The organism is Cytobacillus sp. FSL R5-0569 (assembly GCF_038007265.1).
Taxonomy (GTDB): domain Bacteria; phylum Bacillota; class Bacilli; order Bacillales; family Cytobacillaceae; genus Cytobacillus; species Cytobacillus kochii.
This window is the reverse complement of record NZ_JBBOWW010000001.1, coordinates 1,070,991-1,091,286: the sequence shown is the minus strand read 5'-3', so window position 1 is coordinate 1,091,286 and position 20,296 is coordinate 1,070,991. Positions and strand designations below refer to the sequence as shown.

The 20,296-nt window shown below is 35.2% G+C and carries 22 protein-coding genes and 1 pseudogene; 6 read left to right on the top strand and 17 right to left on the bottom strand.

All coding sequences use genetic code 11. From position 1 onward, the window contains the following. Positions 1-32: 32 nt before the first annotated feature. Positions 33-899 (top strand): sulfite exporter TauE/SafE family protein, encoded by an 867-nt coding sequence (locus MKX78_RS05730; RefSeq protein WP_095370240.1) that lies wholly within the window; start codon positions 33-35, stop codon positions 897-899. Positions 900-946: 47 nt separating this feature from the next. On the opposite strand, the gene MKX78_RS05725 is transcribed toward MKX78_RS05730, so the two are convergent. Beyond that, positions 947-1,708: a kanamycin nucleotidyltransferase C-terminal domain-containing protein gene (locus MKX78_RS05725; protein ID WP_095370241.1), complete on the bottom strand. Its 762-nt coding sequence runs from the start codon at positions 1,706-1,708 to the stop codon at positions 947-949. 665 nt (positions 1,709-2,373) lie between these two features. Here MKX78_RS05725 and erm point away from each other — a divergent pair. Beyond that, positions 2,374-3,231: a 23S ribosomal RNA methyltransferase Erm gene (gene erm, locus MKX78_RS05720; RefSeq protein ID WP_307318606.1), complete on the top strand. Its 858-nt coding sequence runs from the start codon at positions 2,374-2,376 to the stop codon at positions 3,229-3,231. Between the two features lie 266 nt (positions 3,232-3,497). On the opposite strand, the gene MKX78_RS05715 is transcribed toward erm, so the two are convergent. The 7 genes and pseudogenes from MKX78_RS05715 to MKX78_RS05685 form a co-directional block, all read right to left on the bottom strand. Then, on the bottom strand, positions 3,498-3,626 hold the full coding sequence (locus MKX78_RS05715; protein ID WP_263624095.1) for a hypothetical protein: 129 nt from the start codon (positions 3,624-3,626) through the stop codon (positions 3,498-3,500). A gap of 85 nt (positions 3,627-3,711) precedes the next feature. Beyond that, positions 3,712-4,167 carry an N-acetyltransferase gene (locus MKX78_RS05710; protein WP_095370245.1) on the bottom strand — a complete coding sequence of 152 codons (456 nt, stop codon included), beginning with the start codon at positions 4,165-4,167 and terminating at the stop codon, positions 3,712-3,714. A 136-nt stretch (positions 4,168-4,303) separates the two neighbouring features. Then, a complete protein-coding gene (locus tag MKX78_RS05705; RefSeq protein WP_095370246.1) occupies positions 4,304-4,759 on the bottom strand; it encodes a DinB family protein in 456 nt (151 codons plus the stop codon). A 26-nt stretch (positions 4,760-4,785) separates the two neighbouring features. Beyond that, a pseudogene (locus MKX78_RS05700) lies at positions 4,786-5,481 on the bottom strand (DsbA family oxidoreductase). 15 nt (positions 5,482-5,496) lie between these two features. Continuing rightward, positions 5,497-6,078, bottom strand: coding sequence for a TetR/AcrR family transcriptional regulator (locus tag MKX78_RS05695; protein WP_340978146.1), 582 nt, complete (start codon positions 6,076-6,078; stop codon positions 5,497-5,499). A 247-nt stretch (positions 6,079-6,325) separates the two neighbouring features. Continuing rightward, positions 6,326-7,252, bottom strand: coding sequence for an AEC family transporter (locus tag MKX78_RS05690; RefSeq protein WP_341050187.1), 927 nt, complete (start codon positions 7,250-7,252; stop codon positions 6,326-6,328). A gap of 87 nt (positions 7,253-7,339) precedes the next feature. Further along, positions 7,340-8,236, bottom strand: coding sequence for a LysR family transcriptional regulator (locus MKX78_RS05685; protein ID WP_095370250.1), 897 nt, complete (start codon positions 8,234-8,236; stop codon positions 7,340-7,342). 124 nt (positions 8,237-8,360) lie between these two features. Between MKX78_RS05685 and MKX78_RS05680 the strand changes: the two genes are divergently transcribed. Then, positions 8,361-9,026, top strand: a complete 666-nt coding sequence (locus tag MKX78_RS05680) for an O-methyltransferase (protein ID WP_095370251.1) — start codon at positions 8,361-8,363, stop codon at positions 9,024-9,026. 64 nt (positions 9,027-9,090) lie between these two features. Here the strand turns inward: MKX78_RS05680 and coaA are convergent, their stop codons facing one another. The 6 genes from coaA to MKX78_RS05650 all read right to left on the bottom strand — a co-directional run bounded on the left by coaA (position 9,091) and on the right by MKX78_RS05650 (position 13,900). Further along, positions 9,091-10,041, bottom strand: a complete 951-nt coding sequence (coaA, locus tag MKX78_RS05675) for a type I pantothenate kinase (protein WP_095370252.1) — start codon at positions 10,039-10,041, stop codon at positions 9,091-9,093. A 366-nt stretch (positions 10,042-10,407) separates the two neighbouring features. Continuing rightward, positions 10,408-11,124 carry a hypothetical protein gene (locus MKX78_RS05670; RefSeq protein WP_095370253.1) on the bottom strand — a complete coding sequence of 239 codons (717 nt, stop codon included), beginning with the start codon at positions 11,122-11,124 and terminating at the stop codon, positions 10,408-10,410. A gap of 1 nt (position 11,125) precedes the next feature. After that, positions 11,126-12,001, bottom strand: a complete 876-nt coding sequence (locus tag MKX78_RS05665) for an ABC transporter ATP-binding protein (RefSeq protein ID WP_341050185.1) — start codon at positions 11,999-12,001, stop codon at positions 11,126-11,128. Further along, complete coding sequence (locus MKX78_RS05660; protein WP_341050182.1) at positions 11,994-12,362, bottom strand: GntR family transcriptional regulator; 369 nt, start codon at positions 12,360-12,362, stop codon at positions 11,994-11,996. The genes MKX78_RS05665 and MKX78_RS05660 overlap by 8 nt, the downstream gene beginning before the upstream one ends. Positions 12,363-12,538: 176 nt before the next feature. Beyond that, positions 12,539-12,961, bottom strand: coding sequence for a CotD family spore coat protein (locus MKX78_RS05655; RefSeq protein WP_233435294.1), 423 nt, complete (start codon positions 12,959-12,961; stop codon positions 12,539-12,541). 108 nt (positions 12,962-13,069) lie between these two features. After that, on the bottom strand, positions 13,070-13,900 hold the full coding sequence (locus MKX78_RS05650; protein ID WP_224934994.1) for a class I SAM-dependent methyltransferase: 831 nt from the start codon (positions 13,898-13,900) through the stop codon (positions 13,070-13,072). An 88-nt stretch (positions 13,901-13,988) separates the two neighbouring features. On the opposite strand from MKX78_RS05650, the gene MKX78_RS05645 reads away from it, so the two are divergent. Together MKX78_RS05645 and MKX78_RS05640 are read left to right on the top strand one after the other, a co-directional pair. Continuing rightward, complete coding sequence (locus tag MKX78_RS05645; RefSeq protein WP_322909981.1) at positions 13,989-14,570, top strand: LOG family protein; 582 nt, start codon at positions 13,989-13,991, stop codon at positions 14,568-14,570. A 99-nt stretch (positions 14,571-14,669) separates the two neighbouring features. After that, on the top strand, positions 14,670-15,104 hold the full coding sequence (locus MKX78_RS05640) for an organic hydroperoxide resistance protein (protein ID WP_095370258.1): 435 nt from the start codon (positions 14,670-14,672) through the stop codon (positions 15,102-15,104). A 37-nt stretch (positions 15,105-15,141) separates the two neighbouring features. Here the strand turns inward: MKX78_RS05640 and MKX78_RS05635 are convergent, their stop codons facing one another. The 3 genes from MKX78_RS05635 to MKX78_RS05625 form a co-directional block, all read right to left on the bottom strand. Next, a complete protein-coding gene (locus MKX78_RS05635; protein WP_095370259.1) occupies positions 15,142-16,587 on the bottom strand; it encodes an MDR family MFS transporter in 1,446 nt (481 codons plus the stop codon). Between the two features lie 367 nt (positions 16,588-16,954). Then, on the bottom strand, positions 16,955-17,794 hold the full coding sequence (locus tag MKX78_RS05630) for a YitT family protein (protein WP_251162892.1): 840 nt from the start codon (positions 17,792-17,794) through the stop codon (positions 16,955-16,957). Between the two features lie 249 nt (positions 17,795-18,043). Beyond that, a complete protein-coding gene (locus tag MKX78_RS05625; RefSeq protein WP_328199623.1) occupies positions 18,044-19,501 on the bottom strand; it encodes a SulP family inorganic anion transporter in 1,458 nt (485 codons plus the stop codon). 121 nt (positions 19,502-19,622) lie between these two features. Between MKX78_RS05625 and MKX78_RS05620 the strand changes: the two genes are divergently transcribed. Continuing rightward, positions 19,623-20,231 (top strand): recombinase family protein, encoded by a 609-nt coding sequence (locus MKX78_RS05620; RefSeq protein ID WP_340978142.1) that lies wholly within the window; start codon positions 19,623-19,625, stop codon positions 20,229-20,231. Positions 20,232-20,296: the final 65 nt, after the last annotated feature.

Sequence of the window (20,296 nt, the reverse complement as noted above, 5' to 3'; positions counted from 1 at the left end):
TTAAATTAGATTACTTTTAAAGGGGAAGGACTATGAGGAAACTAATTATTTTTGCCTTTATTGGTTTTTTTGCACAGTTAATAGATGGCTCCCTTGGCATGGCGTATGGCGTAACTTCATCAACTCTTTTACTTACTTTTGGAATCGCTCCTGCTGTCGCCTCAGCATCTGTCCATTTAGCCGAAGTTGTAACGACTGCTGCCTCAGGTGCATCACACATAAAGTTTGGCAATGTTGACAAACAAGCGGTTTTTCGTTTAATTATTCCGGGATCAATTGGTGCATTTATAGGAGCTTGCTTCTTAAGTCAACTACCTGGTGATGTGGTTAAACCTTATATTGCTGGATTTCTACTTCTTTTAGGTTTATTTGTTTTTTTTCGGTTTCTTTTCCAATACGAAGTAAAAAGACAAAAACAAACTTTACATTTATCGCGAAAGCAAGCAATTCCACTTGGACTTATTGCCGGCTTTGCAGATGCAACAGGTGGTGGTGGATGGGGACCAATTGCCACACCTGTTTTACTATCCAAAAAAGGGATATCTGCTAGAAAAGTAATTGGCACAGTGGATACTAGTGAATTCGCCATTGCACTGTCTGCTAGCGTTGGTTTTTTCATTGCTTTAGGCTGGGAGGAACTGAATTGGACTTGGGTCATTGCTTTAATGATCGGTGGCATTATTGCTGCTCCTATTGCAGCTTGGTTAGTTAAAGTGTTGCCACCATATCTATTAGGAGTACTCGTTGGTGGATTTATTGTCCTTACTAACGCCAGGACGATCTTATTGACCTTCCAAACGCCTGATATATGGATTTATCTAATCTATGTCGTTATTTTCTTACTTTGGATTAGTGGTATTATTTTTGTCATCAGCAAGAATAAAAGAAATAAGAACTAGTCTCCATTACAAAAAAAGTCATCTTCTCTCGTTTTGGAAGATGACTTTTAAAATGGAAAAGAATGTGAGCGATAGTTAATTCCAAGTTCATTGAACCACTGATTGATTCCAGTCCAAAGATGCTCACAAGCTTCATATACAATTTCACTAATGTCCCAATCTCTTTGAAGAATAAGTTTCACTAATTGTTCATAGCCATGAGGTTTGGTGGCAATTCCTAATGATTCTTCAAGCATCCTTGTTTTTGAACGAAAATAATAACGATTAGCTAAGCCAATTAACTTAGCACCTTGTTCACAAAACTCCACTGCATTTAACAACAATGATGTTTCATCCTGAAGGAGCCTTAAGTTTCTTATTTTAGCCATCTTCACGTACAACTCTTCAATCATACACTTTTTCATTACATCTTTTATCTCGTAGCTAGATATTTGCAGGGGGATGCTTTTCATTTTTGAGAAAAACATAATCGGATCATAGATAGGCATCGTATGTATGAAACGTGCAACGTTTAATGACCAATCTGAATTTATTTCTTTCGCAGACGTTATGTATTGCTGTTTTTGCAGCGACTCAATGGTCACCTTAAACGGCGGATAAATAAACTGAAAATCATCGATTCGTTGTCCATCAAAAACAATCACTTGAAAATTTATATCTGAATAAGGACCATCCTCATCAAGGGCAAATGAGCCATAGACACCGATAGCCATGATTTTCTCATCATATACTTTTAATAAACGTTCCTTCACAATATCGATGAATCTGTCTTTTTCAATTCGAGATGTTGGTTGTGGAAGTAAAAACATGATATCACTGCTTTCGTTGACTGAAGATTTCCTTTAGAAAATGATAATAGGATAGGCATTCACAATATAGGATGATATTAACCGGTATACTTCTCTTCTATTATCGGTTAAATTTGAAAATAAGTCATCATTTTTGCAGAAAACTTACTTTGTCAGTTTGGCTCTTTTTACTCTATGGCTCTATGAAGGTATATATTGATAGTGAAGTAAAAATACAACTTCCATAAAAACTTTGCACGGTAAAAAATTCAAAATATTTTGATTTATTTTGAAGAACGAGTTATAATAAACAATGTATCATTAAATTATTATAAGGAGGATTATTAAAAATGGGTCATTCATATGTCAGACTTCGTATCTCAACTTTGAACTCATAAATTTAATACGTTCAAAGGCTCTGTTTTGTGTATACAGAGTAAACGGGATTAGTCTGCCCTTTTTAAATAATCTTCATTTCCTACAAAAAATATGTAATGTGAAGAAAGGCTGAGTTATGCTTTTCTTTTTTTACGTATGATTACCTTTCTTTTTTAGCAAAAAGTAGGTTTATTTGGTTGCGACTATCTAGGATTTCCCCTTATCTTATGAAGATAGGCTTTCTTCCCTCTACTCTGAATCACAGGCAGATCCCTTTGATTTATTAATTTTCGAAGGGAAGAGATAGTATGACGAGGAAGAGTAAGAAGACCCATAAATACTGTGAAAAAAAATTAAAAAGTATGAAGTTCCCCAATTTTTCTGGCCAGCATCTGATGAGTAATAAGAAATTACTTAATGAAATTATTGAACGAGCAAATATAAATAGTAGTGATATAGTTTTAGAATTAGGAGCTGGGAAAGGAGCTTTAACCTCATTATTAGCGAACAGTGCAGGAAAGGTCCTTGCAGTAGAATATGATTTGAAGTATGTCGAAATTCTAAAGAAAAAAACGGCACAGAATATTAACACGCAAATTATCCATAAGGACATTATGAAGGTTTTTTTACCCAATGAGCATTTTGTCGTTGTCTCGAATATACCCTACTCCATTACAACTCCGATCATGAAGATGCTTTTAAATAATCCATCAAGTGGATTTCAAAAAGGGGTCATTGTAATGGAGAAAGGGGCTGCAAAACGCTTTACCTCAAAGTCAGTCAAAGATTCTTATGTGTTAGCTTGGAGAATGTGGTTTGATATACACTATATCAAAGACATCTCAAGAAATAATTTTTCTCCCCCACCCAAAGTAGATTCTGCAATGGTTCTAATAACTAGAAGGAAAGAACCCATTGTCCACAAAAAATATTATTTAGCTTTCCTTGGACTGGCACAATATGCCCTAAAGCAATCTAATGCCCCTTTAGATATTGCTTTGCGAGGAATATTTACACTTCCACAGTTAAAACATATAAAAAAAAGCTTAGGTATTTCAAATGGAACACCCATTGGTTCTTTAACAAATACGCAATGGGGGATTGTGTTCAATACGATGATTAATTATGTTCAACGACCTTTATGGCCAAAAGTTAAAAAGAAGTAACTGGCTGAGGAAGAAACGAGTTATCTCTCTAATTCAAAGAAATGATTGAAAATTGAAATGTAATTATTGTACACCTATGTCAATAATTAGACCCATAAACCTGATGTTCTTCGTTTTAGTTATTTTGTACTCTAAGGAATGTCTAACTTTTGTAGACATTCCTTAGATCAATCTAATAATATTTTCCCCTTCTAAAACAAACCCGCCCCCTGCTTAAGTACGATGTTTCACAATGTGTTCATGTAATGTTTAAATTAAAGAGTTTCTTATGAGTCGCTTAGTACAATTTTTTTAGCAGATTGGTTTTTATTGAGGGATGGCTTTAGCTCAGCAATTAAGATTGCAATCATAATTAATACCGCACCCGTAACGGGTTTCAATAGAGAATTGTGCATTCCGCACATCCTATAATGTGTAAACCCGACTAGCAGACCAAAAAAACTACTACAGTAGCTAGTGACTGCAGCATTCACATTAAATTTAAGCGATAAAACGAATCATGGCAATCTCGTCACAAGCATCATTTTTAGGGCATGACATACAATCTACCCAAACCTTCTCTGGTAGTGAATGGCGAGACACTACAGTAAAATCACATTTAGCAAAGAATTCTTGCTCATAGGTTAATGAGATAAGCCTTTGTATCCCTAATTTCACAGCTTCTTCTGCCACTTTATTGACTAGCAGACGGCCGATTCCATTACCCGCATATTGATCATCTACAACAAGGGAGCGAATTTCAGCTAGATCTTCTCCCAATACATGTAAACCGGCAACGCCGACAATCTTCCCCTCTTCTTTCATTACATATAAACACTGTAAATGTTGATAGAGTGATAGATATGACCTTGGCAGGACAATGCCCTTATCAGCGTATACTTTGATTAATTGATGAATTTGTTTCACATCCGTACTAACTGCATTTAAAATTTCCATTGCCGTGAACCCCTTTTATGTGTAATATAATAAAAATACATCATAACGGATTTTTATTCAATATAATAATATGAAAAAAGGGAAAATTCAAATAAAAAATACAGATAGCTAAAAAGCTATCTGCAACTTTGTATTATTATTTTTCAACTATGCGCTTCATTGCATGAATTTGACCTAGATGATTTGCTTCATGGTAAGCAGACAACATTGCTAGTTGGCCTACAGTTTTTTGCCCTAATATTGCCTCAGGTAATTCTTGATTGAATACATCATTGGGGATTTTATTTATTCGAACGATTTGATCTTGTAGTTGATCAATTAAAAAATTTACAGACGGGACTTCTCCTGTCCAATCACTCGGCTTTGTGCCGTAACCAAATAACTGCAAATAATTCTCAGAAAGATGATCTGTGTTGTTTGGATAATTCATTATGAATTGCTCAGTCACTGTTAGAACATGTCCAATATGCCAATGGATTGTGTTATTGAAGCCTTCAGGTTGAACATCTAATAAATCTTGCGGGATGTTTTTTACTTCTCTTAATAGATTGTTTCTTGTTAATTCTAGTTGATACTTGATTGCTTCACTCATTTGTTAAACACTCCTTAAAATAAAATTTAACAGCTGCCATCTGTGCAAGCATCGCCTTGTTTAATTACATTCAATGGTTGGCTTTGCTTTTCCTCTTCGATTACTTTTGTTAATACTTCAGAAAAAACATTTGAAGGTTGAGCCCCTGAAACGGCATACTTGCGATTAAAGACAAAGAATGGAACACCTTGCACACCTAACTGCACACCCTCTTGCATATCTGCCTCTACTTCTTTTTTATATTGATCAGAAGCTAGAACAGATGTTACCTCTTCTTTATCTAATCCTACAGCTGCTGCGATATCAACTAATGATTCTATTTCCCCTACATGTTTTCCTTCGACAAAATAACTTTTAAGTAATTGCTCTTTCATTTCGCTCATCTTACCTTTTTCTTTTGCTAGGTGGATTAGGCGATGAGCATCTAAGGTATTTGTCATTTTAGCATCGTTTAGATGATAATCTAAGCCTACCTCATTCGCTTGTACCGTTACTTGTTTTTACATTTGTTCAACTTGCTCAACAGACTGGCCGTATTTCTTTGCCAGCATTTGATTCATCGTTTCTGTAGTATTTTGTGGAGCATTTGGATCCAATTGAAAGCTTTTATACACCACTTCTACCTCATCTTTTTGATTGAAGCCATCAAGTGCATGTTCAAACTTTCTTTTGCCAATATAACAGAAAGGGCAAGCAATATCTGACCAAATTTCTACTTTCATTTTATTCCCTACTTTCTATAAACCTTTTAGTATTTGTTTAGTGACTGATAGTGCATCCATTACACGATCACTATTTGTTTTCGTACTGCTCATTACATTTATACCTTGAATGATCACCATAAGAAACCGCGCCAACAACAAGCTGTCTGTATGCGAAGTTATTGATTGATCTTTCTTTCCTCTATCAATAGCACTAATAAATACTTCTTCTATTTCTTGAAATTGCTCATTAATGAGCTGACAAAACGCTTGATCATGTGGACCCATTTCAATCGCTTCATTGCTTGTCATGCAACCACATGGTAAACCATCCTCTGCATGAACAATTTTTAATAAGAAGGTTTCTATTGCCTCATAACCATTAACGCCATTTTGTATGATGTCCTGAAGTTGTTTGAGCTGTTCCTCATGATACATACGAAAGGCGGCTATAAATAAGTCATATTTATTACCGTACGCTTGATAAATACTACTTTTACTTAAACCGGTGACTTCTTGTAGATCAGAGAGAGATGTTGCATGATATCCTTTTTTCCAAAACAAGATCATGACAGCTTTTAATTTTAATTGCGGATTAAAATTTAATGGACGAGCCAAAATGTCCTCCCTCCTTAATAAATGTAGTATACCAATTAAGTACCGATTAGTCCAAAACTAAAGTTACGCCATATATATAAACAGATCCTTTACTATGCAGGTCTGTATAGAAAAAATTTCCTTATAGCAAAAGGTTAATATTAAATGACCCGCATTGAAAATATAATTACAATTTTAGGAGAAGACGCCATACTTCCAAAAAATTGCGGCATGCTATAACAAATAATTGTTGATTGAGACCATTATATTATACATATAAAAGGTAAGATAAATAGATAACTAAAGATACAGTTAAACTGCTTAATAATGTAGAATAGAGCACAATTTGAGCAGTCAACTGAGGTTCCACGTTATATTCAAGAGCAATTGTAGCTGTATTTCTTGAAGTAGGAAAAGCACTGGCAATAAATAATGATTGTGCTAAAATCCCTTCAATTCCAAGAAGTGTAATAATAAGAAATGAAAGAGCTGGCCCTAATAATAAACGTCCAATTAAGCTCCACGTAATCACACGATGAAACGTTTTTAATTGTATTTGTGATAACTGCGCACCTAACAATAATAAAGCTAAACCAATAAACCCAGCTGCCAATTGATCTAAAGGAATCTCTATAAAAGTGGGAAGAGGGATGTTGAATAATAAGAAGAGATATCCTAATAGAAGGGCATGAATCACAGGCAATTTTACGAGCGACAATAGAAGTGAACCTATCGATCGGCTAGTTGAAAGAAGATTATACATACCATATGTAAAGGTTAAAATATTTTGCACTACAATTATAATAATTTGTACGGAAACACCTAGTGGATTAACAGTAAAAACAAGTTGACTCACAGGCAAACCATAATTATTTGAATTCATCAAGGAAATACTATTTTTTAACGTGGCTGCCTCTCCCTTATTTAAAGATAAACACTTCGCCATGATTTGCCCGATAATCATTAAAGCCACCGTAAAAATAAACAAATAGCTCAACAGTTGGCCTAATAAACTCGCATCAAAAGATGAGCGATAAATATGTAAAAAAATAGCTGCTGGCATAAAACAATTGGTTACTAACGTAGATAGTTGCTTCAATTGAAAAGAAAACTTTCTTTGCAAGAAAGCACCTAATGCCAATAAAAGAAGAATAGGGAAAATAATTTGCAAGAATATCTCAATAAAAAATGGCATATAGAAAAACACCTTTCCATTATAAACCTTCTATTCTTAGCTTAAGCAACACTAGGCCATAAGTAAATTCAATATTTATTATGTTTTTCAATAATTTTTCCTAATGTTCTGTTTGCATTTCTCAATAAATTGTTTGACAAGGATGGATTGTTCCTCGTTTTTACGTGTACAAATGGCAATTCTATGTTGTACAGAAACGCCCTCTACATAAACCCTTGCTAGTTGCCCATTTTTGATATGGTCTTTGACAACGAGTGAGGAAATAAAATTTGCTCCATATCCGGATATGACCGTAGAAATTGTTTCACTTAGTCCATCAAATTGCAGGGCAACCTTCGGCGGATTTAATTGGTTAGCATAACAAAGCGAGACCAAATGCTCACGCATGGAACTGCCTTCTTCTCGCATAATGAATGGCTCTTTGACCATTTCTTCAAGTTTAATCGTTTGATTAGCTAATCGATGATTTGCCCCTACAACAAACCATAGTTCATCTTCTAATAATTCGTACCAATCAACATTCTCCGGGCGTTCACCAATTCCACCATATATAGCAATATCTGCTTTATAATGTTGAAGTTGATCAAAAGCATCTTTCGTATTACTTGTAGAAATGACCAAATTGACCTTTTCATGTTCACGCTTAAAACTGGCTGCTAACTTAGGTAATAATAAGTTTGCAGGTAAATAGGTGGTAGCAATCCTTATCGTTCCTTCCTCACCATTACGGTAATCATCTATAAATGCTTCAATTTGCTTTTCTAAAGAAAACAAATGCTCTGCTTTACCAGCCAAAGCTATACCAAATTCAGTAAGAACGGCTTTTCTACCATTTTGTTGAAATAAAGGCACACCAATTTCATGTTCGAATTTCTTAATTTGGCTAGAAACAGCCGGTTGGCTAATATTTAATTGCTCAGCCGCTTTAGTGAAACTGCCGATTTTTGCCACTTGATAAAATAGTCTTAATCCATGTGTGTTCATTCAATCACCCTTTATTATAATTATTATTTATAAAACTATAAAAATAATATATTTTTTTTATTATAAATCATAACATATACTTAAAATAAAGAAACATACATTTTTCATAAAAGGGGAGATAATGATGGAAGATAAAATTGTGTGGTCTGATGTGGATGATTACTTAATCGACAAATTAATTACAATTGATAGTGAGCTCGAAGATATACTACGAGCAAATGAGGAAGCAGACTTACCTGCCATTGATGTATCACCAACTCAAGGAAAGCTTCTTTACTTAATCACAAAGTTACGTTCCCCTAAAAACATTCTAGAAATTGGCACCCTTGGAGGCTATAGTAGTCTTTGGTTTGCAAAAGCACTCAATAAAGGGGCTAAAATTTATACATTAGAAGCTAATTCAAAATATGCCAATGTTGCTCGTAAAAACATTGAACAGACTCCATTTTCAGATCAAGTTGAAATCATTGAGGGTAAAGCTTTAGAAACATTACCTATTCTTGATGAAAGAGAAGTGCAATTTGATTTAATATTTATCGATGCTGATAAAGAGAATAATCCAGCATACTTAAATTGGGCCTTAAAATTAGCTAATAAGGGAGCAGTAATTATTGCCGACAATATCGTTAGAAATGGAGAAATCATTGAAGAACATAGTACGGACCCTCGCATACAAGGTGTACGCTCCTTCTTCGACCTTCTTGAAAATCATCCCCAAGTAGAATCTACAGCTATACAAACAGTTGGTCAAAAAGGTTACGACGGATTTGTATTAGCCATTGTTAAATAGAAAAAAACTGAGTGATGATTATCACTCAGTTTTTTTATTAGTACAGGTATTGTCGGGATTCCTTTTATAGCTTTCTAACTTTTACTTCTGTCACACTATGGCCTTCGCCTTTTTCAATAATTAAATCAGCACGGTTCTTCGTGGGTAATATATTCTTCTTTAAATTTGTATGATTCGTTTCCTTCCAAATTCGGTCAGCAATTGCTAAAGCTTCCCCTTCACTCATTTTGGCAAACTTATTAAAATAAGATTTCGGATTTTTAAAAGCCGTACTCCTAAGTAGTTGGAATCTTTCTTTGTACCATTTCTCAACATTCGCTTCCTCAGCGTCGATATAAATAGAGAAGTCAAAGAAGTCTGAGATAAAGGGCTTATCTTTACCTCTCACATTTTTAGGTGGCTGTAAGACATTAATTCCTTCAACAATGACAATATCAGGCTCCGTAAGCGTTTGCATCTCATCACGAACAATATTATACGTTAAATGTGAATAGACAGGTGCCTGCACAACTGATTGACCCGATTTTAATTCAGAAAGAAACTTGAAGAGCTTACTAATATCATAACTTTCTGGGAAGCCTTTCTTCTTCATAAGTCCCTTTGATTCTAATATTTCATTTGGGTAGAGAAATCCATCCGTTGTTACTAGGTCTACCTTAGGCTGTTCAGGCCACTCCGAAATCAAATATTGAATCATTCTAGCCGTTGTACTTTTACCAACTGCCACACTTCCTGCAATACCAATAATATAAGGAACCTTCTTTGTTTCCATCTGTAAGAAATGATTGCTATCTTTATGCATGTTTTTTGCATTTAAATAGTACAAATTCAAAAGTTGGGAAATAGGCTGATATACTTCTGTTACTTCTGACAATGATAATCGGTCATTTACCCCTTGTAATGACTGCAAATCCAAATCCTCTAAAGGAATGGTTGATCTCCTACTGAGTGCTGACCATTCACTTCGATTAAAAGTTAAATAGGGTGAGTAATCCTTTGTTAATTGTTTATTCAACTTTTTGTCCTCACTAACCTTAACATTTTCAATTCTTGAGTTTATTTTAACATATCATACAGTTTTTTCAGCTTTTTTATTTTTCCAAATGGAAAAAATCGATTTTTCAAGCGTTTATCTATTATCCCGTACTACAACGTCACTATACTTCTTACTTTACTCCGAATATAAGATTTTAATCATATCGTCATTACTTTCCCCATTCTTTCACTCCACATTCCAATTACCATATCTAACCTTAATTTTCGTCTTTTTCTTACATGTCTTATATGGTTTCACCCCTCATTCTCATTGTTGTTAGGTGTTCACTATATATCATCGAAAAAAAAAGCACTGCGACATGCAGTACCTTTTTCAATATAATTGTTAATTATTCTTTAATCTTATCCCTACTAAATGGCCACCTCTTTCCAGTGGGCCGTTTCGCATAATCAAGTAGGATAAAGCCATACCGCATAAACCAGCGAATCCTAATATGTGAATGAATGTAAGTAAATGATTAATAAATAAGTCAATTATTTTACCCATTCCTTCATTTGTAAACCAAACAACCAATATGCCACCGAAAATCGTTATCCCAATTAATAGCCTAATTGTACCTAAATAAAACCATAGACTATTGACTAATAATAAGACACCAAATAAAAACACACACAGCACAACATCAGCCCACCAATAAAGAACTGGATTATCACTTTGAAATAATAAGCCAACATGTTGCAATTGAACTGGATTAACATTGTTCTCTGATAAATATAAATTTAACTGATACATCACATTAAGAAAAGCCGTATTAATACAGATAAATAAAACTGTATTAATTATTGTACTTAAAAGATACTGCCGCCTTGTTCCTCCTAGTGAAAGAACATACTTATATGTTTTATTATAGAGTAAAAACGGATAAATGAGAAAAAATCCATATATAGGTCCAAAAATCGCACCAGTGAAATTCTCACCAATTAAATAGCCACTAATAGAAAATAGAATAAGTATGCTCACAGTAATAGAGAGAATAATAATTGTCTGTTTCTTCAAATCTTCGAACATTAATTTAAACGGTCCATTAAATGTAGAGAACATGTTAATCTCTCCCTTCCTGCGTCATTGTTTTGTGCACCAGATAGTCTTGCAACGAAACATTTTCTAGACGAACCTTATTTGCATTCGCGATTGTGTGCCATTCATCTGTTATTACATCATCAATCATTACTTGCATTTGGTTACGTAACTTTTTCTGTTGAAGTATTTGGTGGTGACTCTGCACTAGCTTTTGCACTTCTTCTACAGGCCCAGTTAACATGAGCCCCCTTCGCTTTAACTCTTCCGTATCGGTATAACTAGCTAATGTTTTGTTATGAATAACAGCTATTTTCTCACATAGTGGTTCAATTTCCTCTATATGATGAGAGGAAAGTATAAACAAACGTGGATGGTCTTCATATGTCTCTAACAATACATCATAGAATTGTTTTCTTCTAAATGCGTCTAACCCATTTGTCGGTTCATCCATAATTGTTACTGGCGCCTTACTAGCCAAGCCAATGACGATTTTTATCATTGTTTGCATCCCTTTAGAAAATTTCCTTATCAGCTTCTTCTTAGGTAATTCAAATAATTCCACCAGCTCTTCAGCATATTGCTGATCCCAATTTGGATTGAAATACGCTCCAAACATTAATGCATCTTTCACATTCCAAAACTCAGAAAACGGATGATTTTCCTGCATATAAGCAATATACTTCATCCCTTCTGAATGATTGTAGGGCGAGATTCCATGAATATCAATGACGCCATTTTTGGGTTTCTCCAAACCTGCCAACAGCTTCATTAATGTCGTTTTACCTGCGCCATTCCGACCCCAAAGTCCCATAATAATGGGCTCTTCTTCTACTAAGTTTACATTCTTTAAAGCAAGTGTGGATCCGTAGTTAAAATCGAGCCCTTGAATCTTAATCATCATTCTCCCCCCTTATAAGTCGAAGAATTTCTTCTTCATTTAAATGGATGCGTTTCGCTTCATCTAACATAGGTAGCACATATTGTTTATAGAAATCTGCTTGCCTTTCTTTTAATAACAACGCCTTCGCTCCTTTCGCTACAAACATGCCAACACCTCGCTGTTTAAATACCAGCTCTTTATCTACAAGAAGCCCTAAACCTTTTTGTGCTGTTGCTCGATTGATTTGATAAAACTGAGAAAGCTCTGTCGTCGAAGGTACTTGATCTCCCTCTTTTATGTGACCATCAACAATATCATCTGCTATCGTTTCTGCCAATTGTTGAAATATTGGCTTAGAATCATCAAAGACTGATTTCACTTTTAACCCCTTCCTACCTAGTTGATAGGTTGATTACTCGTGTAACCAACTATACATCATTTTATGTACCTTGTAAAGTCAACGTGAATACTTTTTGTAATAACCTTTTGATCACTATCAAGAAAATATAAGAAAAATAAAAAAGAACTGCCATTAATGACAGTTCTCAAAAAAATTTACCAAGGTCTTTTAGGACCCCAACCGCCTGTTTGACAAGGGTTGTAAGGCTGACCACACATGATATGTTGTTCTTTACACTCATTTACAACGGATTCAGTGTGTGGGAAGTAATGTTTGTGCGTAATACAGTGTTTATTAACATTTGTAGTATGACTAGGGTGTACATGATTGATATTTGTGTTTGAATAATTCGGCTTTACATATTGCTGAGTTGGAGAAACTTGAGTTGGACCTTGTTGTGCTGGTGAATGAGATGGGGATAAGAATTGCGGTTGACCACCCCATGGACCAGTTTGAGCACCTGCTACTTGGTGAGGCAATTGTGCACCTGTTTGCGCACCTGCCACTTGATGAGGCAATTGTGCACCCGATTGCGCACCTGCCACCTGATTTGGGTTATTCCATTGTTTATAGCTCACGCTAAGACCTCCATTCTGTTTTATTCCTTAATAAGGTATGTTGGAAGGTGATAAGTTGTCTAATACAAACACCTATATTAAGTACAGAAATTTCATTTGGTCCAATGGCTATTTAGCTGTAAACGCATAAACAGATAATGGCGTGATTTCATTTGTCACACGAAAATCTTCTAACATGGACATTTGGGAAAAGATAAGCGACTTTAACTTTTCAGGTATTTCTCCTAATTGCTCTAACTCAGTATGCAAGTCCCTTACTAATTTAGTCACTTCCCATTTTGCATCTTGCAACTCTGGAGAGAAAATAATATGTTCTTTCTCTATATCCCAGCCTGCCTCCCTCACCACTTTTTGTATATCAAAAGGGGTAAACAATGTACGAATATTAGCGTCACTCTCTTTTTTGAAAGACTCATATTGTGCCTGAATGAGAACTGATAATAAATGTGGATACTGTTCAACTACACTTATTCTCGTATCCCACTCAGCGAAACATAGGTTCTTTCCCCATTTTTTCACTTTTTTCATTAATGCGGCAAACTCCTCAATTGAGTTCATATACCATGCACAATGTGAAAAAACGATATGATCAAAAGATTTTTCCAAGAACTCAATTTGGTCAGATAATAAATCCATATGGAAATCGATATGAATTTGTTTGCCAATTTTTGAATTTAACAAATAGGAAATGGATTCACCTAGTGTGATTGGTGTTCCATAAGTAGGAGAAGCAATATCAATACCGTGAACAAACCCTTCCTCACCGACTAAATAAGCTAGTACTGCTGTGGTGTCACCTTGGCCACTACCTATTTCTAAAACACGATCGCCTTCTTTAATGCCCCAAAATTCTGCCAATTTCAACCGATGTACTGTTTGTACCTTTTGTATTTCAAAATTTGTCGCCATACAATCTGTAATGATGTCGACACCATTCATAGGTCCACCTGCCGCTTCAAATTTTATAAGAATATTTGCTATACTTTAGATAAGTATACTTCATTAAATAAAAAGGGGGTAGAAAAATTTGCAAGCACTCGCAGTCTTTTGTGGTTCAAGCCAAGGGGCACATCCCTCTTATATGAAAGGGGCACAGGTTTTAGGAGAGCAATTAGCTAAAAGAAGCATCACACTCATATATGGCGGTTCAAGTATTGGTTTAATGGGGGCAGTAGCAGATAGTACATTAGCCAACGGCGGAAAAGTAATTGGTGTCATTCCTAAATTCCTTCAAGATAAAGAAATTGCCCATCCGAACTTAAGTGATCTAGTCATCGTTGATTCTATGCATGAAAGAAAACATAAAATGGAAGAACTTGCCGATGGATTTATTATGCTTCCAGGTGGCTGCGGAACATTAGAAGAGTTTTTTGAAGTATTTACTTGGGGACAGTTAGGATTACATCAAAAACCTATTGGTATCCTCAATATTGATCACTATTTTGACCTCTTAATTTCACTGATTGCTCATATGAATGAACAACAATTTTTACAGGACAAATTTTTAAAAATGGCACTAGTTAGCGAGAGTCCTGCTGATTTAATTCAGCAATTTTATACTTATACGCCTCCTGAGGTCAAAACATTTATTAGAAAGAGCCAAACTTAAACCCTCATTTTTTTGAATAGATTTTAAAAAAAATGTGTAACTCATAAAAAAAAGGTTATATATATAGTACAATCTATTTCTAAAAAGGAGACGATCCAAATGGCTAAGAAATTATTTACAGCAACAGTTACAGTAAGTGGTGGTCGAGAAGGTACAGCGGTATCGGAGGATGGTAACTTTAATGTCGCAATAGCAATGCCAGGAACACCTAGAGCGAAAGAAATGCCCGAAGCGACAAATCCAGAACAATTATTCGCTGCAGGATATGCTGCTTGCTTTGAAAGTGCCCTGCAAGGTGTATCTAAAATGGATCGGACACCGATAGATACGGAAGTAATTGGCAATGTCAGTCTCTTTAAGGATGAAAAAGAAGGCTATAGCTTACAAGTGAAATTAAATATTAAAGCAAAAGGAACCGATCAAGCGACATTAGAAAAACTGGTTCATAAAGCGCATGAAACTTGTCCGTATTCTAAAGCTGTACGCAATAACATCGAAGTCATCTTAGAACCGCATGCAGTAGAACAATTATAGTAAATCAAAGTTAAAAAAACTCGCCAAATGGCGAGTTTTATTTTGTTTCATCCTCAACATATACTCTTTTTACAAAGAAAGATAAAACCAGTCCGATGATTGAAGCAATTAGCCCAAGATAAAACGCTGTTTGAACACCAGTTGTTAGTGCTTCAGCTGCGATAGCTGTATTTGCCATACCTTCTTTAGGTATATAGCTGGATTGGCCTGCTGCCATTAAACTAATAGCAACGGCAGTACCAATAGCACCAGCAATTTGCGATAGTGTATTCATAATAGCTGATCCATCTGGATAATGCCTTCTTGACAGCTGATTTAATCCATTCGTTTGAGCTGGCATCATAATCATCGCCACGCCGATTAACATCACCGTATGAAGGAAAATAATCAAAGCTGAACTCGTTTCCGTCGTTACTCTAGTAAATAAAAAGGTCATAATCGTTGTTAAAACGAAACCAGGTATAATTAAATACCTTGGACCAAACCGGTCAAAAAGTCGCCCTGTAACTGGAGACATTAAACCGTTAATTAAACCACCTGGTAGTAATACAAGACCTGCTGCTAGTGCAGTTAGTAATAATCCACCTTTTAAGTAGAGTGGTAATAGGATAGCAGACGATAAAATCATCATCATACATAAGAAAACCATAATGGTTCCTAAAGAAAACATTGGATGAGCGAAAACACGTAAATCGAGCATTGGCTCTGGGCTACGTAACTGGCGGATAGAGAATAACAATAAACTAATTACACCAATTACAATTGGTAAGAGTACCAAAGGACTAACCCACGAACCATTTCCCTCTCCTGCACTACTAAACCCGTATACAACGCCACCAAAACCAATCGTCGATAATAACAATGAAACAAAATCAATTCGGGGCTTCGTAATGGTAGAAACATTTTGCATAAAAGCCATTCCAACAACTAAAGTAATGATTAATATAGGTAATGATAACCAAAATATAGAATGCCATCCCCATTGATCAATTAATAACCCTGAAATGGTCGGACCGATAGCAGGTGCACACATAATGACTAAGCCCATAAGTCCCATCACACTTCCACGCTTATTTGCAGGGAAAATAAGTAGGATCACATTCGTCATTAATGGTAATAGCAATGCTGTCCCTATCGCTTGGATCACACGACATATTAATAGCATAGGAAAACTAATTGATAACGCGCCAATCAATGTACCAATAATCGAGAATATAAGGGAAGCAGCGAATAATTGCCTCGTACTGAACCATTGAATAAGTAATCCCGAAACTGGTACTAAAACACCAAGTACTAATAAAAACCCTGTTGTCAGCCACTGAACCGCATGAGGTTCAATCTGATAGTCCACCATAATATTCGTAAAAGCCATGTTAAGTGCCGTTTCACTAAATAATCCAATAAAAGCAGCAATCATTAACACAATTGCAATCGGCAAAGGCTTGATCTCGACTTGTTGTAAATCATTTATCTTCTCTGTCATTTTCTTTCTCCTTCTATAATATCTCAAATAAAACACCATCCCTCCTATTCTACATGATTCACGCCGAATTTGCCTATCAGTTAGCTCATCTTTTCAATTTGCAAATATATGCCACTTTCGTCTCTATAGAAAAGTCAATTTCCTTTTAGTGTTCTAAATTACGGTTATATAAGACGGTTGCGCTAAGCTCTTCTGCTTTTTCAACAAGTTTGACTTCTTTTAAGCCACTTGAGGTAACTACGCTTCTCCTGAGAGCCGTAGTCTCTCCTTTTTTGAGAATCATATTCTAAATGGTTACACTCTAATACTCCAACATATTATAGACTTTCAACTTTCCAAAAGAAAAAGCCAGCTCATCGCCGACTTCTCATCCTTTTGACATATCTCCAAACCCCTCACCAAACACATCGCGTACATCATGTATGGCAACAAAGGCTGTGTGATCCGTTGCTAAAACAATTTTTTTCAATTTCATAATTTCTTGTTTACTAATGACAATATATAGTACTTCCTTTGCTTGCTTTGTATAATATCCTCTTCCGTTCATTACTGTTACTCCACGGTCGAGTTTTTGATTGATTTGTTGGGCAATCGTGTCTGACTCTTTTGATATAATTGTGACAGCCTTTTTAGGATTTAATCCTTCAATAATAAGCTCCATCACTTTTGTACCGACATATAACATAATAAGTGTAATCATTACTTTCTCTGCACCAATAATGAAATAAGAACTTAAGACAACAAGAATATCAAAAAATAATAAGCTATAACTAATACTCCATCCTAAAAACTTATTTGTCATCTTCGCAAGAATGGTTGTTCCAGCTGTAGTACCACCAACACGAATAATTAATCCGATACCAACTCCAGAGAATATTCCTCCAAAAATGGCATTAACTAATATCTCATTCGAATCAATGTTCCACCCTTCAGTTAAATGTAAGGAAAGAGAAAGCGAAATAACAGCAATAATCGTATATATAACGGTTTGTTTCGTTAAAAATTTATAACCTGCAATCAATAAAATGGCATTTAATATGAAACTCACTAATCCTGGAGACCATTCAAAAAGATAATAGAATATAATTGTCAATCCAGTAACTCCGCCCTCACTAAGTTCACTCGGGATGACAAACAGATTAATAGCTAATGCAAAAAGAAACGCACCAAAGACAATGACAATACTATCCCATATATATTTTTTCATGGCTTCTATCCTCCATCATTCAATTCGCTCTCTATTTGAGGCACCACTGCATTTTATCATGGGGTGATTAGTGACGACAATAGATTTTAGAAATAATGAATGAAAATCATTCATTAAAAAATAATTATGAATTATCTTTTAACTCAAAGGTAAGGAAAAAAACTTATCATTACTTTCTACAATTAAAAAGTTGCGAGTGCCGAGCATCTCGCAACTTTTTCACACATCTTAAATGATGATATAGTTTACCTAACTCTTTTGTATCTCATGTTGACTGACAGCTAATCGCTTAACTATTTGTTCACTATCATCGTTTAAACCTCGAACTCTAACGGAATTTCCGTTTTCTTTGAGCTTCAAGATCGCTTTATCCAACGCACCAACACCTGAATCATCCCAAATATGAGCTTGAGTGAAATCCAATACAATCGTCTCTTTTTTTACGTCAAAATCTATTTTTTCTAAAAAAGCATCAACAGAGACAAAGAATATTTGGCCTTGAACCTGATAATTTGTTAAACAATTTGTGTGGTCGATTGTCTTTGTTATTTTTACCTTTGATATTTTCGCTGCGAAGCATATAGCACTTAATATGACACCTGCAATAACACCTTTAGATAAGTCATGTGTGTACACAACGATCCCGACTGTAACTAACATCACTAACGAATCAGATAATGGTGCCTTTCTCAAATAAGCAAAAGAAGACCAATCAAAGGTACCTATAGAGACCATAACCATAATACCTACTAACACAGGCATTGGAATTTGGACAACGACCCCTCCTAACACAAGGATTAAAAACATTAATACAAGTCCAGCTATAAGCGTTGATAGACGTCCTCGACCACCCGACTTCACATTGATAACGGATTGTCCAATCATTGCACAACCTGCCATTCCCCCAAAGAAACCCGTTACAAAGTTAGCAATCCCTTGCCCTCTTGCTTCTTTATTCTTATCTCCAACAGTATCAGTCATATCGTCAACAATTTGAGTAGTTAATAATGACTCAAGCAACCCAACAATTGCCAAAGCAACAGAAAAGGGGAGTATAATCATCAATGTTTCTAAATTAAATGGGACATTCGGTATGAAGAAGCTTGGTAATGTTTGTGAAATCGCTCCTAAATCCCCGACCGTTTTCATATCAGCTTGAAAAAAGATAGCGGCGGCTGAAAGGAAAACGATCGCAATGAGTGGAGCCGGTATGACCTTGATAAATCTTGGTACAATATAAATAATTAAAAGAGTAATAGCTAAAAAGATGAAAGTCATATAAGACTCTCCTAAAATATGGGGCACCTGAGCCATAAAAATGAGAATGGCAAGTGCATTAACAAACCCCATCATGACTGCTCTCGGGATAAATTTCATTACCTTAGCTATTTTAAATACACCGAATAAAAACTGAATGACTCCTGTTAAAATAGTTGCAGCAAGTAAATAATCCAAACCGTATTCTTTTACTAAAGGAACCATTAAGAGTGCCATTGCTCCAGTTGCTGCAGATATCATTCCGGGTCTCCCACCTGTAACAGAGATAATAATAGCAATACAAACAGATGCATATAACCCTACCATTGGATCAACACCAGCTATAATAGAAAAGGCGATTGCCTCTGGGATAAGTGCGAGTGCAACTACAATGCCTGATAAAATATCTCCTCTAATATTTGAAAACCACTGTTCTTTCCATGTGATCAATCCTAAACACCTCATTCACGTCTTTTTTTAGGCAATGAGAAGATTTTAACACAAAAAGTTTCATAAAGGAACGTTTTTGGGATTAATTATGTCATATCAAGAAATTTTCAGGTGATGTGATATGATATCTTTAATTACGTATGCAACTATTAGTTCTTATTTCATTTTAAGAAGAAAAGGAGCAATGATTATGTTCGCAGGATATTTACGACCTCTACATGATTTAGATATAGATGAGCAATATACTTACTTAAAAGATTGCGATATATACTTTCAAGAAGCACATACCTCACCAAAAAGAAGAAATAAATTAAAGGATTTATTAAACCATTTGCAAAAAGGTGATACAGTGATTGTCGCTAGACTGAACGTATTAGCTGACTCCACTAATCATCTCGCAGAATTATTAAATGAGTTAGATGAGCGAAAAATCTATTTCCAAGCAATACATGAAGAAATCGATACAGGTGATGAAACGGGTAAGCATTTCTTACCAATGTTAAATAAGCTTATTTCCTTTCAAAGTGACGTAATCAGTGAAAATACCAGAAGGGGATTAACAAAAGCAAAAGAAAATGGAAAATCGAGTGGTAGACCAAAAAAGCCTGATGAGAATGTTAAAAAAGCGATCGAAATGTATCAAACAAAAAATTTCACTTTATTAGAAATTAAAGAACAAACAGGGATCAGTAAATCTACATTATACCGATATTTAGAACAATTAAGTTAAAAACAACTGATTCAATGGCATACTAATAAAAATAGTTATTTAATAGTTTGTTTATCTACAAGTCC